This window comes from Providencia sp. PROV150, assembly GCF_028481025.1.
Taxonomy (GTDB): domain Bacteria; phylum Pseudomonadota; class Gammaproteobacteria; order Enterobacterales; family Enterobacteriaceae; genus Providencia; species Providencia hangzhouensis.
In genome coordinates this window covers 36474-51442 of the sequence record NZ_JAMPPJ010000018.1, presented here as the reverse complement: position 1 = coordinate 51442, position 14969 = coordinate 36474, and the positions used below count along the sequence as shown (strand labels likewise).

At 40.2% G+C, this 14969-nt stretch carries 17 protein-coding genes; 7 read left to right on the top strand and 10 right to left on the bottom strand.

Annotated features, from left to right (window positions below; genetic code table 11):
- Positions 1–38: 38 nt before the first annotated feature.
- From cgtA to rplU, 3 genes are all read right to left on the bottom strand, one after another.
- Entirely contained in the window at positions 39–1214 is a 1176-nt protein-coding gene (gene cgtA / locus PSE83_RS13445; protein WP_036958779.1) for an Obg family GTPase CgtA, read from the bottom strand.
- Positions 1215–1379: 165 nt separating this feature from the next.
- Positions 1380–1637 carry a 50S ribosomal protein L27 gene (rpmA, locus tag PSE83_RS13440; protein WP_004905922.1) on the bottom strand — a complete coding sequence of 86 codons (258 nt, stop codon included), beginning with the start codon at positions 1635–1637 and terminating at the stop codon, positions 1380–1382.
- 19 nt (positions 1638–1656) lie between these two features.
- Positions 1657–1965 (bottom strand): 50S ribosomal protein L21, encoded by a 309-nt coding sequence (rplU, locus tag PSE83_RS13435; protein WP_004905925.1) that lies wholly within the window; start codon positions 1963–1965, stop codon positions 1657–1659.
- 334 nt (positions 1966–2299) lie between these two features.
- Here rplU and ispB point away from each other — a divergent pair, with 334 nt between their 5' ends.
- On the top strand, positions 2300–3271 hold the full coding sequence (gene ispB / locus PSE83_RS13430; protein WP_096864332.1) for an octaprenyl diphosphate synthase: 972 nt from the start codon (positions 2300–2302) through the stop codon (positions 3269–3271).
- 40 nt (positions 3272–3311) lie between these two features.
- On the opposite strand, the gene PSE83_RS13425 is transcribed toward ispB, so the two are convergent.
- Positions 3312–3674: a DNA-binding protein gene (locus PSE83_RS13425; protein ID WP_004905928.1), complete on the bottom strand. Its 363-nt coding sequence runs from the start codon at positions 3672–3674 to the stop codon at positions 3312–3314.
- Between the two features lie 132 nt (positions 3675–3806).
- Entirely contained in the window at positions 3807–4154 is a 348-nt protein-coding gene (locus PSE83_RS13420; RefSeq protein ID WP_004905929.1) for a DNA-binding protein, read from the bottom strand.
- Between the two features lie 516 nt (positions 4155–4670).
- Between PSE83_RS13420 and PSE83_RS13415 the strand changes: the two genes are divergently transcribed.
- Complete coding sequence (locus PSE83_RS13415; protein ID WP_004905930.1) at positions 4671–4943, top strand: helix-turn-helix domain-containing protein; 273 nt, start codon at positions 4671–4673, stop codon at positions 4941–4943.
- A gap of 94 nt (positions 4944–5037) precedes the next feature.
- On the opposite strand, the gene metC is transcribed toward PSE83_RS13415, so the two are convergent.
- Complete coding sequence (gene metC, locus PSE83_RS13410) at positions 5038–6210, bottom strand: cystathionine beta-lyase (protein ID WP_004905932.1); 1173 nt, start codon at positions 6208–6210, stop codon at positions 5038–5040.
- 25 nt (positions 6211–6235) lie between these two features.
- Positions 6236–7423, bottom strand: a complete 1188-nt coding sequence (locus PSE83_RS13405; RefSeq protein ID WP_232062811.1) for an amino acid permease — start codon at positions 7421–7423, stop codon at positions 6236–6238.
- Between the two features lie 260 nt (positions 7424–7683).
- Between PSE83_RS13405 and PSE83_RS13400 the strand changes: the two genes are divergently transcribed.
- The gene (locus tag PSE83_RS13400; protein ID WP_004905935.1) at positions 7684–8658 is read left to right on the top strand and encodes a LysR family transcriptional regulator; all 975 of its coding nucleotides are present in this window, start codon (positions 7684–7686) and stop codon (positions 8656–8658) included.
- A gap of 79 nt (positions 8659–8737) precedes the next feature.
- On the opposite strand, the gene mdh is transcribed toward PSE83_RS13400, so the two are convergent.
- The gene (mdh, locus tag PSE83_RS13395; protein WP_004905937.1) at positions 8738–9676 is read right to left on the bottom strand and encodes a malate dehydrogenase; all 939 of its coding nucleotides are present in this window, start codon (positions 9674–9676) and stop codon (positions 8738–8740) included.
- 493 nt (positions 9677–10169) lie between these two features.
- On the opposite strand from mdh, the gene argR reads away from it, so the two are divergent.
- Both argR and PSE83_RS13385 read left to right on the top strand, forming a co-directional pair.
- A complete protein-coding gene (gene argR, locus PSE83_RS13390; RefSeq protein WP_004907450.1) occupies positions 10170–10640 on the top strand; it encodes a transcriptional regulator ArgR in 471 nt (156 codons plus the stop codon).
- 85 nt (positions 10641–10725) lie between these two features.
- Positions 10726–11142: a DUF6122 family protein gene (locus PSE83_RS13385; protein WP_036958784.1), complete on the top strand. Its 417-nt coding sequence runs from the start codon at positions 10726–10728 to the stop codon at positions 11140–11142.
- 43 nt (positions 11143–11185) lie between these two features.
- On the opposite strand, the gene mpl is transcribed toward PSE83_RS13385, so the two are convergent.
- Positions 11186–12568 (bottom strand): UDP-N-acetylmuramate:L-alanyl-gamma-D-glutamyl-meso-diaminopimelate ligase, encoded by a 1383-nt coding sequence (gene mpl, locus PSE83_RS13380; protein WP_036958785.1) that lies wholly within the window; start codon positions 12566–12568, stop codon positions 11186–11188.
- 163 nt (positions 12569–12731) lie between these two features.
- Between mpl and fbp the strand changes: the two genes are divergently transcribed.
- Positions 12732–13739 carry a class 1 fructose-bisphosphatase gene (gene fbp, locus PSE83_RS13375; RefSeq protein ID WP_004905947.1) on the top strand — a complete coding sequence of 336 codons (1008 nt, stop codon included), beginning with the start codon at positions 12732–12734 and terminating at the stop codon, positions 13737–13739.
- A gap of 205 nt (positions 13740–13944) precedes the next feature.
- A complete protein-coding gene (gene ppa / locus PSE83_RS13370; protein WP_004905951.1) occupies positions 13945–14475 on the top strand; it encodes an inorganic diphosphatase in 531 nt (176 codons plus the stop codon).
- 144 nt (positions 14476–14619) lie between these two features.
- Here the strand turns inward: ppa and PSE83_RS13365 are convergent, their stop codons facing one another.
- The gene (locus tag PSE83_RS13365; protein WP_004905952.1) at positions 14620–14967 is read right to left on the bottom strand and encodes a gamma-glutamylcyclotransferase family protein; all 348 of its coding nucleotides are present in this window, start codon (positions 14965–14967) and stop codon (positions 14620–14622) included.
- Positions 14968–14969 lie beyond the last annotated feature (2 nt).

The window sequence follows — 14969 nt, the reverse complement described above, 5'->3', positions numbered from 1 at the left end:
AAAGGCGCTTTCGCGCCTTTTTACATTTCTAAGATAAACTATTTTTGATAAATAATTTCGACACCTTCGTCGTCATCTTCATCCCAATCGTCATCCCAGTCATCATCAAAATCTTCAGTACCAGAAAGTTGTTCTTTGTGATAATCGTCCCACATGAATTCAACTTTTTCAGGTTGCTGTGTATCTTCAGTCGTTGCCATATCACGCGGTTGAGTATTCATAAATTCCATGATATCCCAACACAGTGCTTTCACACCTTCGTGGTTAACTGCTGAAATCATATAGAATTTATCTTCCCAGCCCATCGCTTTGGCAATTTCTGCTGCGCGCTGTGCTGATTCCTCTTCACCTAAGATATCAATCTTATTGAAGACTAACCAACGTGGTTTTGCTGCCAGCTTTTCACTGTATTTTTCTAACTCACTGATGATGATCTTCGCATTTTCGACAGGATCAGACTCATCAATAGGGCAAATATCAATCAAGTGAAGTAAGACACGACAACGTTCTAAGTGTTTCAGGAATTGGATCCCAAGGCCTGCACCTTCCGCTGCGCCTTCGATCAACCCTGGAATATCCGCAACCACAAAGCTTTGTTCGTTATCCATACGCACGACACCCAAGCTTGGGACTAAAGTGGTAAATGGATAATCAGCAACTTTTGGTTTTGCTGCTGACACTGAACGAATAAAGGTAGATTTACCTGCATTCGGCATACCAAGCATACCAACATCTGCTAACAGCATTAGTTCTAACAGTATTTCGCGAGTTTCCCCTTTTGTCCCCATGGTACGTTGACGTGGAGCACGATTCACTGAAGATTTAAAACGGGTATTTCCAAGCCCATGGAAGCCGCCTTTAGCGACCATATGACGTTGATCATGACGAGTCATATCACAAAGTACTTCATTGGTCCCTAAATCGCGTACACGCGTTCCTACAGGCACTTTAACTGTGATATCTTGACCACGTTTACCTGTACATTCACGGCTTTGGCCATTCTGGCCGCGCTCTGCACGAAAGGATTTTTCAAAACGATAGTCGATTAGCGTGTTGAGGTTTTCGTCTGCTTGTAAGTAAACGTCCCCACCATCGCCACCGTCACCACCGTCCGGTCCCCCTTTAGGGATGTATTTTTCACGGCGGAAGCTGACACAACCATTGCCACCATCTCCTGCCACGACCAATATTTTGGCTTCATCTACAAATTTCATAATTCTCTCTCCGCTTCTGAGCCGCATAACGCTGGATGGCTGTTCTACTCAGAGATGGTGCATCTTTAATACGTGTGTAGTTCATTAAAGATCAAATATCTGAATATAAAAAGCCCCGCAAAAGGTTTTTGCAGGGCTTTAATTCTGAATTAAAGGTCAGAAAACTTATTCAGCTTCGATGCTGATAAATTTACGATTGTTTGGACCTTTAACTTCAAATTTAACTTTACCGTCCGCTAATGCGAACAGAGTGTGGTCACGGCCACAACCTACGTTGTTACCTGCGTGGAACTTAGTACCACGTTGACGAACGATGATGCTACCTGCTAATACAGCTTCACCACCAAAACGTTTAACACCTAAACGTTTTGCTTCTGAGTCACGACCGTTACGAGTCGAACCACCAGCCTTTTTGTGTGCCATTAATCTGCTCTCCTAAATCTTAAGCGATGACAGTGATCTTAACATCAGTGAACCACTGACGATGACCCTGTTGTTTACGGCTATGTTTACGACGACGGAATTTGACGATTTTAACTTTTTCGCCACGACCGTGTGCAACCACTTCCGCTTTCACTTTAACGCCTTCAACGACAGGAGCGCCGATTTGGATCTCATCGCCATTAGCAACCATCAGAACTTGATCAAATTCAACAGTTTCACCTGTTGCGATGTCCAGCTTTTCTAGGCGGACAGTTTGACCTTCGCTAACTCGGTGTTGTTTACCACCACTTTGGAAAACCGCGTACATATTAACTCCGCTTTCCGCGTACCCGCTAAATATTTCAATTCCAGAGCACGCTATAAAATATTCACAATAGGGCGCGAATTCTACGCAAAAAAGCAGCAGAACACAAGCCAATAATGCGGTTAGATGACAAAAAATACGACTTTTTTCTCAATAACCGTTTTTGAACGTTGATTTTGTCCCTATTCACTCAATTGTTACTTATTTAAACATTTTTTGCATCACACCTGATAATCTTATAATTAATAATGTTATGCTAGAAAGATAACTGTTCTATCGGTCTCCCAACTTTTTATTTCGGGAATGAACCAAAAACTAATAATATGAATAAATTAAGATGAATTTAGAATCTATTATTGAACTGACAACTGAGGATATGTCAGCGGTAAACGAAGCCATCCTCAGTCAATTGAATTCAGATGTTGCGCTAATTAACCAGCTTGGTTATTACATCGTCAGTGGTGGCGGTAAAAGGATCCGGCCTATGATCGCAGTGCTTGCTGGTCGATCCTTAGGTTACTCGGGTCATAAACATACCCAAGTTGCTGCATTGATCGAGTTCATTCATACAGCAACTTTGCTGCATGATGACGTCGTTGATGAGTCCGATATGCGTCGCGGAAAGCAAACTGCAAATGCTGTTTTTGGTAATGCAGCGAGTGTCTTAGTTGGTGATTTTATTTACACTCGATCATTCCAGATGATGACGGATCTCGATTCAATGCGGGTGCTAAAACTGATGTCTGAAGCGACGAATGTGATCGCTGAAGGGGAGGTTTTGCAATTGATGAACTGCAACGATCCTAACATTACTGAAGAAAACTATATGCAAGTGATCTACAGTAAAACCGCACGTCTTTTTGAAGCAGCAGCCCATGCATCTGCGATTTTAGCCAATGCGACACCAGAGCAAGAAAAAGCACTACAAGATTATGGTCGTTATATTGGGACAGCTTTTCAGTTAATTGACGATCTACTCGATTATGATGCAGACAATGCTCAGCTGGGGAAAAATACGGGGGATGATTTAGATGAAGGTAAGCCTACACTTCCCCTACTTCACGCGATGCAAAATGGTAATGAAGAAGAGTCAGCATTGATCCGCCAAGCGATTGAACAAGGCAATGGGCGTCATCTGTTAGATACTGTTCTTGCAACTATGAAACGCTGTGGTTCCCTTGAATATACTTATGCAAGAGCCCAAGAAGAAGCACAAAAAGCGATTGATGCCTTAAATGTAATTGAAGATTCAATTTATAAAGATGCATTGATCGGCTTAGCTTATATCGCAATCCAACGCCATTCTTAGTCACTAGAAAAGGCAAAACAGGTCAAGAAAAGGGGAAACGCTATTTTTCCCCTTTGTCTTCTTCATCGATTTGCGCAAGCAGTGACGACAAACCATAACGCAGGATATATTTCACTATTTTATTGCGCTCAGACTCTGTCAATTGATAATACGCTTCTGACCAGATCTGTAATGCATCTGTTCTTTGACTTTGGTAAGTTACCGAAGGCTCATGCAGGCTAAGTTGCCCTTGGATTTCCCCCGGTAAGCTTTCATAATAATACTCAACAGCCTTACCTTGCACCCCTCTTTTACGGCGGTTTTTCCAGCCTTCTCGTCTTGCCATTAGGTTAATTCCCTGGGGTGATGTCGGGAGTCCTTCTAACCCAGCTAATTCTTTGGCAGTGAACCACAATTTTTTCATTTTTCACTTCACACTTATATTATGAAACCTGCTGTTGCAGCTTTACTAAAATGTCATCTGTTAAAAAATTTTTTAAATTCAATATAATATTATTTTTATATATTAATTATTTACACCTTAAGTAATTGTAAATTATTTATTATTAATTAAATCAATTAGTGCTAATGTGCCTTCACGCATAATAAATGTCAGGATAGTGTCTCGTTCATCATTAGAAAGCTGGTTATAAGCTTCCTGCCAAATAAAGGCATTATCATTTCGTTTTACTTGATAAGGAGATGAAGTTTCGTTAGCAAACTGCCCCTCAAAAATATCGATAGGTAAAGAACTAATATGGTACTCCAACGCTTTGCCTTGAATACCTCGCCTTTTACGGCTTACCCAGTTTTCACGCCTTGCCATTGCATTAATACCTTGAGTTGTCATGGGAAGCCCTTGTAACCCAAGCAGCTCTTTTGCCGTTAGCCATTCCTTGTACATGCTGACCCTCCTAGTCATGATGACAATTTAATTCTCAGTTGTTGAAAACTATCTATATTTTCTCAAAACCTCATTAACTCATTCGTTTTATTTATGCCTATAAATAATAATATACAAATTATATTTGTTATTAGCATTCTAATTTCTTTTAATAACAGACAATTAAATAATTTACTCACTAATAATTTAACTAATTTTATTAACTAATCTAGATATATTACGAGTACGAGTAAAAAGTAGCATTAAATATGCCATTTCTATCCCTAACTAGAAAGAGTTAGTTTTAACATCAAAGTTTTATCCTAATTCACAGTTATTCATTCTGACTTTCTATTTAATTTCATAAAAACCACGATAGTTTCATAAAATGAATTTTTAAGAAAAAATCAGAAATTATTTTGGGAAATTTCTGTTATTTTATTTCCAATAACTAAACGGATGTACTGAATGTATCATAATTTTCGGTTACTCGTACCACTAACTCTACATGATTCTAAGTGAAAAAAGGACTAAAAAATGATTTTACGGAAGTCGGACTGGCACCCTGCAGATATCATTGCAGCTTTACGTAAGCGTGGGACAACTCTTGCCGCAATTTCGCGCGAGGCAGGACTAAGCTCTTCAACGTTAGCAAATGCACTATCACGCCCTTGGCCTAAAGGGGAATGGATTATTGCCAATTTCTTAGCGATCCACCCCGCTGAAATTTGGCCAAGTCGTTATTATGACCCAATTACAGGGGATTTATTAGAAAGAAAAGTCAGAGTAAAAACACCAGCAGAAGATTAAAAATTGAATTGATATAATTATAACGCCGTGAATAATAAATCAATTTATTCACGGCATTATCCTTAGATGGCTCTCCAATAAAGAACGGTCTTGTTTATTTCATCCGAGAAAAACCGTCAGCGAGATCTTGTTTTAAGTCATCTAAATTTTCTAAGCCAATCTGCAGCCGTAATGTCGGTCCACCAGGGTTCCAATTAGTCACAGTTCGATATTCAGCACAATTAAATGGAATAATTAAGCTTTCAAAACCGCCCCATGAATACCCCATACCAAAAATTGATAAACCATCCAGCATTTTTGCAATATCTGTTTGGGTATATTTAGGGTCAAGTACAATGGAAAACAGCCCCGATGAACCAGTAAAATCCCGCTTCCAAATTTCATGGCCTGGGCAATCAGCAAATGCAGGATGTAAAATACGAATCACTTCGGTTCGTTCTTGCAGCCAGTGTGCAATATTTAAAGCTCTTTCTTGAGCTTCTTTTAAGCGAATAGGTAAGGTTCGCAAACCCCGCAATGCAAGAAAACAGTCCTCTGCTCCCGGCAACATGGCCATGTAATCATAAGTTTCACGTAGTTTCGGCCACCACGCTTGATTCGCCGAGATAATTCCCATTAGCAAATCAGAATGGCCGCCTAAATATTTGGTGCCTGCTTCCAGCGAGATATCACAACCCAGTTCATGAGCTTTAAAAAATAAAGGTGTCGCCCATGTATTATCAATAATCGTCGCAATATCATGGCGTTTTGCAACCTCAACAATTGCAGGCACATCTTGAATTTCAAAACTTTGAGAACCTGGAGATTCTAAAAAAATTGTGCTGGTATTTGGCGTTACCAGTTTTTCAATGTCAGCACCAATCATCGGGTCATAATAGGTTGTGATGATCCCCATTTTATCCAACAGACCATGACAAAACTTACGTGTTGGCCGATAAACACTATCAGGCATTAATAAATGATCACCTGTTTTCAATGTTGTCAGCAATGCCAACACAATCGCGCCTAAACCAGATGGTGAAAGCACCGTCCCTTCGGCTCCAGCAAGAGCGGACCAAGCTTGCTCCAATTGCTTAATTGTTGGCGTGCCCGCTGTACCATAATTAAATTCCGCCCTATCATTGATTAAGGCATCAACAGTTGGAAATACGACCGTCGAACCACGATAAACGGGAGCATTTACAAAACCAGCTTGCTTAGCAGGGTCTCTCCCTAGCTGGGTGACTTGTGTATCAACATGAAATTCAGATACCGCTTTTTTCTTCATGAGATCCTCTCAACAACATCATTATTTATTCGAAAAATTTAAAGAATGGAGATAGGCATAACAGCACACCAAAGAAAATGATGAACCACACTGTTGGGCCTTTAAATTTGTGTAATGCCGGAACTTTGTAAACCAGATAGCAAGGAATTAAGCAAGAAACGATACCAAATAATGGGCCGCCAAGTTGCATGAAAAACAGAATAGAAAACCGTGTTGAAACCCAAAACCACAGTGCAATGATAACGCCTAAGCATACCCCATAATGTAGCACTGTTTGGTTAATGCGTTCTTCAGGAATAAATCGACTCAATAGATTGACAACAATGCCTTTGATTGCTTCTTGGAAGCCTAAATAAATTCCTAAGAATGCCGTCAAGATTGCAAAAATATTGAGTAATGCGGTCATCACTTTCACTATTGCCCCTGGTATCACTTGAGCAGCAATCGCTAATGCTGAAATATTCTGTTCAAAGGCTGATACGGCTTGCTCATGGCTAATTGAGAAAGTAAAAGAAAAAGCAAAAAACAAGACTGCAACGGCGAGAATAATATACGCAACACGGTTAGCGCGTATTGCTCGGTATGTCGCGATACGCTTATTACTTTCTATTTTACGATACGCAATGTTCATGGGGCTCAATATTTGCACAAACAATATAGAAAATAAGGTAAATGGTAGTGTTAAAAAAACATCTCTCATAAATGGGAGAAAATCAGGAAATGCTGTGATATTGGCAAAATTCCAATATGGAACCATCACTATACCAAGCAGTACGATAATACCGAATTTTACAATAACCATTGGACCAGAGACTTTAAACAGTAACCGCTCCCCTTGTGCAGCAATTGCGACTAATACTGAAATAATAATCAACCCATACCAAACAGAATCAGATAATAGCCCTTCCGTCAATCCAAACGTTTTAATGTAAGAAGCACTATCGAAGGTGACCGCCAGCGAGTAAGAGAACATTCCATGCAATAACATCAAAAAATAGGCAATCCCTAATGCTATCCCCCAGTTTTTACCTAAATATTGTGTAATAACACTGGCGTAGTCATTACATTCTTCAGATTCAGATAATGTTCTGAGATATAAATTTTGTAGCCAATAAATTGCTGGATAAGAAAGTATTGTTGCAGCAATAAAGACCCAAATACCTTTGATACCAATTTGCACAGGCATAAAAACAATCCCTGAACCAATTGCCATACCAATGCATAAAATAACCCAACCAACATCATATTTTGTAAAGGGGATCTTTTTTGTATTAATCGGATTATCTGCACTTGCCTGAATACTATTAGACATAGTCTATTCCTCAACGTTATAGATTTAATTATTAAAAAAGTTAGGAACAACAATATTGTGTAGAAGCTACATTTCTTTTTAAAACTGGTGTGGCATGAGTAAACTGCGATAAATTCACAATTATAGTATGCTGGAATAAACGGGTTTAATAGGGCATGACAATGCTAATAAATAAAAACACTTTTGCGTTTAAAGCAAAAATTGACAGCTACGCGATTTTTCGGCATTTAGAGTTATTCATCAAAATCGTCGAGTGTAATAGCTTCAGCCTGGCTGCAAAGAAGCTGAATGTAACGCCATCATCAGTTAGTCGAGGCCTTCAACAACTCGAAGATCAGTTGGGGGTTGTACTCCTAAAGCGCACAACGCGAAATTTTATTTTAACGGACGCAGGGCGCTATTTATTGCAACGATCGCAAAACTTATTAGCCGATCTCGATGACTCACTGGTCAATACCGCCAGCTTCTATCAACATGCTCAAGGGCAATTAAAAATTACCTGTTCTATTGCATTTGGAGTTTGTCATTTAATGCAAATATACAGTGAATACCGAGAAACCAATCCTAAAGTGAGTTTGTCTGTTGACCTTAATGACGAACTTATTAATTTAAATGAAGTTGATTTCGATATTGCATTACGAATTACCAGCCACCCACCTGAAAACTTTGCATTACGGAAAATTTGTAATATTAATTGGGTATACTGTGGAAGCCGTACTTATTTCGAACGATATGGTATTCCTCAATCCCCTGCCGATATTGCATCACACAATTGTTTAATTAATCCAAATATTCCTGACACCTGGCGCATGACGGATAAAGACGGTAGCGCATATCCTCTAGAAATTAATAATATGATTGAGGTAAATAGTAGTTTAGGGTTATTAGAGGCAGCACGCTGCCATCAAGGTATCGTTTGTTTACCTACTTATATGCTAGGCAATTATATTGAAAACGGAGAGTTGCTCCCTGTCTTATTGGATTATGACCCTAAATCCACCCCATTTGCCCTATATGCTTTATACCACCCAGCCCATACACACTCACCTAAAATCAGGACATTTATTGATTTTTTAGTAGAGAAAATACCATCAGATCCGCATTGGGACCATTGGATGCGACAGCATGCTTCATGATGACTTACCCAATAAAAAAGGTTGAGTTCTAAACGAAACTCAACCCTTCACATTCACTATTAGGAAAAATTAATTGGCATTAGCCATTAATGAATTTTTCACCTAATTCGATATCTGCTTTTAATACATCTAGCATGTCTTTCAGCGCTTTCTCTTCAAATGCGCTTAATTTACCGATTGGTAAGTGCTTTTCGATACCGTTTTTACCTAAAACAACTGGTTGTGCGAAGAAGCGAGCGTGTTCACCATCACCTTCAGTGTAAACACATTCAACTACATTGCTTTCGCCTTGGAGACCACGAATTAAAGATAAACCTAAACGTGCGGCTGCTTGGCCCATAGATAAAGTTGCAGACCCGCCACCCGCTTTCGCTTCAACGACTTCTGTACCTGCGTTTTGAATACGTTTGGTTAACGCGGCAACTTCCTCATCAGTGAAGCTAACACCTTCAATTTGAGATAACAATGGCAGAATAGTCACACCTGAGTGGCCGCCAATAACAGGCACTTCAAGGTCATTAACATTTTTGCCTTTCAGCTCAGCAACAAACGTATTAGAACGAATGATATCTAACGTCGTCACACCGAATAAACGGTTTTTATCGTATACTCCTGCTTTTTTCAGGACTTCCGCAGCGATAGCAACGGTAGTATTCACTGGGTTAGTGATAATACCAATCAATGCCTTAGGGCAGGTTTCAGCAATTTGTTGGATCAGATTACGGACGATACCCGCATTGATGTTAAATAAGTCAGAACGATCCATACCTGGTTTACGTGCAACACCCGCAGAAATAAGAACAATGTCAGCACCTTTCAATGCAGGTTTTGCATCTTCGCCGGCAAAGCCTGTCACTTTAACATCAGTTGGGATATGGCTTAGGTCAGCAGCAACACCTGGAGTAACTGGTGCGATGTCGTAGAGGGAGAGTTCTGAACCTGCTGGGAGCTGGTTTTTGAGAAGAAGGGCGAGAGCCTGACCGATACCACCTGCTGCACCTAGGACTGCAACTTTCATTCTGAAACTCCTTAATTTGTACTTTAAAAAGATATCACTTTATTTGTTATACACTTAACACATTACGTATAAAAAACAATTTGTTAACAGATAGAGAGAGAGTTTAACGCAAGAGAACTTGTTTATTAATTGCCAGTATTCTAAACAAATTCCTTATCTGTTAATGAGATAACGGGCACTTTTTTAACAAATAGTTTTTCAGGGTATTGCATTTCGCACAATAAGTTGTTTTTAGTGTATATTATTCAATCAAAAATATTTTTATTAACAATAAATTTACAGCAGACATCTGAAAAATTCATTGTTCTATTATGCTAATTTTTCATTCCCACAATTTACGATAAATAAATACTTCAGACTATCAGCTCGAAACAAGCTTATCTAACTTTAAGTTATTCACTGGTTATAAAATCATCATAACGCAATTTTGTTGCATAAAAATGCACTTTTACGGATAATACAACTTGGTTCAATGCAAAAGAATGGGTTAATTATGCGCACTCCGTCTAAACAAGAAGACTTGGTTAAGGCTTTTAAAGCCCTACTTAAAGAAGAAAAATTTAGCTCGCAAGCTGAGATCGTCACAGCTTTGCAAGAAGAAGGCTTCGAAAATATTAACCAATCAAAGATTTCCAGAATGCTTACCAAATTTGGTGCAGTTCGCACCCGTAATGCAAAAATGGAAATGGTATATTGCCTGCCTACAGAGCCTGGTGTCCCTACCGCTACCAGTCCACTCAAAAACTTGGTTTTGGATATAGACTATAACCCTTCTGTTGTCGTGATCAGAACTAGCCCTGGTGCTGCACAGCTTATTGCACGTTTGTTAGATTCATTAGGCAAAGCAGAAGGGATTTTAGGTAGTATTGCTGGTGATGATACTATCTTCTCAACACCGGCAAATAATTTCACCACAAAAGAACTGTATGAAGCGATTCTAGCGTTATTTGAACAAGAGCTTTAATCTATTGATATACATTAGCTTAAGAGGGAAATTGATTTCCCTCTTATTGTTTTTGTCTGTTTCTATTCTATTTTGAGACATCATTTTGCTATTTGATATTTTCCGTAACTTCATACACTACGGCTTTCACTTCCTAATGCCAATTGCCTTTGGTTACCTATTTTGGCGAAAAAATTGGAAACTAGCGGCCCTGATTATGATTGCCACGATGGCTATCGACTTAGATCATCTGCTAGCTGATCCGATTTTCGACCCAGAGCGCTGTGGCATTGGTTTCCACCCACTCCATTCCTTTTGGGCTGCGGTTGTCTATGTCGTATTATTATTCATGCCATCATGGAAACTTAAAGCCATTGCTGTTGGTTGTTTATTCCACCTTTTTACTGATTCAGTAGATTGTTATATGGGAAGTTTAAAAAAAGAAATGAATAGTCCAATAACATTAAGTCTCGTCACAGAACAGTGCCCATTGGGTATGCCAAACATAAAAAAACCCCAGTAATCATAAGAATCACTGGGGTTATCAAATAGCTAGCTAAGAGAATTTAATCATCTCGCTCTGTTTCTGCTTTCGCTTTCAAACCTGCGAGCAATTTGCCATGAATGCCACTAAAGCCACCGTTGCTCATCACCAAAATATGATCGCCCGGTTGTGCGGTTTCAATAATCATATTGGTAAATGCCTCAATATCTGCACTCCAACGCGCGGGTTGGACGCATTTTTCAGCGATGTCTGTCACCATCCAAGGGATATTGGCGGGTTGGAAAAGAAACACTTCATCTGCACGGCCAAGCGCAGGCGCAATATCATTTTTATTGATACCCATTTTCATCGTATTCGAGCGAGGTTCGAGCACCGCAAGAATACGTGAAGTTCCCCCAACTTTGCTGCGAAGTGCTTCTAACGTCGCCAAAATAGCAGTTGGATGATGTGCGAAGTCATCGTAAACACTGACACCATTTTCAACGCCTCGTAGCTCAAGACGACGACGTGCATTGATAAAACTATCTAAGGCGAGACAAGCTTCTTTTACTGGAACGCCCACATGGTGAGCCGCTGCAATCGCCATCAATGCATTTTGGATATTGTGGTTACCCACTTGTGACCAAGTGACTTCTCCAACTTTTTCTTGTTGGTAATACACCGCAAAATGGCTGCCATCGTGGCTGAGCTTCTCAGCTTGCCATCCGCCATGCTCCCCACCCACCAGCTCTTGTTCACTCCAACAGCCCATTCCAATCACTTGTTTTAAATGATTGTCGTTGTCCGGTGTGAAAATTTTGCCACTGGCGGGCACAATACGTACAAGATGATGGAACTGTTTTTGAATCGCTTCGAGGTTTTCAAAGATATCCGCATGGTCGAATTCAAGGTTGTTCAATACCAAGGTTTTCGGGCTGTAATGAACAAATTTAGAACGTTTATCGAAGAATGCACAGTCATATTCATCAGCTTCGATGACAAAAAACGGGCTTTCACCAATCTTAGCGGAGACATCAAAGTTACCTGGGACACCGCCGATTAGAAAACCTGGCTTGTAACCGCAGTCTTCTAAGATCCACGCAAGCATCCCCGCGGTGGTCGTTTTACCATGTGTCCCCGCCACAGCCAGTACCCAACGTTCCGGTAACACATAGTCATGGAGCCACTGTGGGCCAGAAGTATACGGCAAACCTCTTTCTAATACGGCTTCAACACAAGGGTTTCCACGCGTCATTGCATTACCAATCACCACCATATCCGGTATTGGGTCAAGCTGAGCCGGATCATACCCCTGAATAAGCTCAATCCCTTGATTTTCAAGCAATGTGCTCATCGGTGGATACACATTGGCATCCGAACCCGTCACTTTATGTCCTAAAGAACGAGCCAATATTGCTAAGCTTCCCATAAAGGTACCGCATATACCTAAAATATGTATGTGCATTCTTTTTCATCCAATTAGCATGAGGTTGGTCACTATTCTACCCATCAAAAACAGGTTTATAAATGCATTAACCTATTAATCTTTTTTTTATTTAGTTAAACTCTTCCCGCGCGAGGGTAAATGCCCCGCAAAACCTCTGTCAATTTTATTCAGGACCTTCGTCATGAAAACATTAGGCGAATTCATCGTCGAAAAGCAACAAGATTTTCCTCATGCAACAGGTGAGCTGACTTCTTTATTATCAGCTATCAAACTGGGCGCTAAAATTATCCATCGTGATATTAATAAAGCTGGACTTGTCGATATTCTTGGCACTAACGGTGTTTCGAATATTCAAGGTGAAGTTCAGATGAAGCTTGACCTGTATGCAAACGAAAAACTGAAAGCGGCTTTAAAAGCACGCGGAGAAGTCGCCGGTATCGCCTCTGAAGAAGAAGATGAAATTGTCATTTTCGAAGGAGACCGCGCAGAAAACGCAAAATATGTTGTTTTAATGGACCCACTTGATGGTTCTTCAAACATCGATGTAAACGTTTCCGTTGGAACAATTTTCTCAATCTACCATCGTATCACGCCAATTGGCCAACCGGTTACAGAAGCGGATTTCCTGCAACCTGGTAACCGCCAAGTGGCTGCGGGCTACGTGGTTTACGGTTCATCAACGATGTTGGTTTACACTACTGGTGTTGGTGTACATGCGTTTACTTACGACCCATCATTGGGCGTGTTCTGCTTGTCTCATGAAAAAGTGATGTTCCCATCAGAAGGAAAAATGTACTCCATCAATGAAGGTAACTATATTAAGTTCCCGATGGGTGTTAAAAAGTACATTAAATATTGCCAAGAAGAAGATAAAGCAACAAATCGTCCGTATACCACGCGTTATATCGGTTCTTTGGTTGCAGACTTCCATCGTAACTTGCTCAAAGGGGGAATTTATATTTACCCAAGTACGGCAAGCCATCCAAATGGGAAACTGCGCCTTCTGTACGAATGTAACCCAATTGCATTTTTAGCAGAACAAGCCGGTGGTAAAGCCAGTGACGGAGCAAACCGCATTTTAGATATCATACCTAGCGAATTACACCAACGTGCGCCGTTCTTTGTCGGAACTGAGTCGATGGTAGAAAAAGCAGAATCATTTATGCGTGAATTCCCTGACACGGAATAATCTAATTCATTAATTATAAGGCGGGGCTTCCCGCCTTTTTTGTCCCTTTTTTTCACCAACTAGTGAGTTTTGTCCCCTTTTACGGCTATAATGTCCCTCACGCTATCTACTCTATTATTTAATTTGCCTAAAGGCGGCAATAAATGCGATGCCAGCGACAAATTAAAATGAGTAAATTCATTATTCACACAAAGGATACATTTAAATGGGCCTGAACAATGTACCGGCAGGTAAAGATCTGCCAGAAGATATCTATGTTATCATCGAAATCCCTGCGAACGCAGATCCTATCAAATATGAAGTTGATAAAGAGTCTGGTGCGCTGTTTGTAGACCGTTTCATGTCAACAGCGATGTTCTATCCATGCAACTATGGTTACATCAACAACACCCTGTCTTTAGATGGTGACCCAGTTGATGTATTAGTTCCAACTCCATACCCATTACAACCAGGCTCAGTCATCCGTTGCCGTCCTGTTGGCGTACTGAAAATGACTGACGAGTCTGGTGAAGATGCAAAATTAGTGGCTGTTCCGCACACTAAATTAAGCAAAGAATACGATCACATTAAAGATGTGAACGACCTGCCAGAATTACTGCGTGCTCAAATTACTCACTTCTTTGAACATTACAAAGATTTAGAAAAAGGTAAGTGGGTTAAAGTTGATGGTTGGGAAGACGCGGCATCTGCAAAAGCAGAGATCATCGAATCTTTCGAACGCGCTGCAAAAAAATAATATCCCTCTAGGGAGATTATGAAAGCTCTGGTTAATACCAGGGCTTTTTTTATGGGTTATAACCCGTTGATTGGTTCATAAAAAACGCCAGCTATCATGGCTGGCGTCCTGTATAACTATAGCATTCAATATAATATTGGATAGCTACTTTTCTTCATCACGTTTCAACCAGTCGCCACTTTTTATTTGGCGTAGACCATCAACGGAATGTTTATATAGATAAATCCAAGCATTGCCATACGGCGTTGGGATGAGCTCCCTCACATAGTCTTGAGAATTTTTCTTTAGCTCATCTAACTCTGTCAAAATGGACGGGTTGATTCGATAAACTTCGCACTCTATCGCCCCATCCCCTTTGACAACCGCTGGATAATATCCAAGATCATACAGTTCATAGCCTTCTAGCTTATGCTCACCAAGTAGCTGGGCATAAGTCATCCAGTGATGATTTCCTTGCTTTTGTCTTAAGCTGCCATAAACAATTACACGCATAA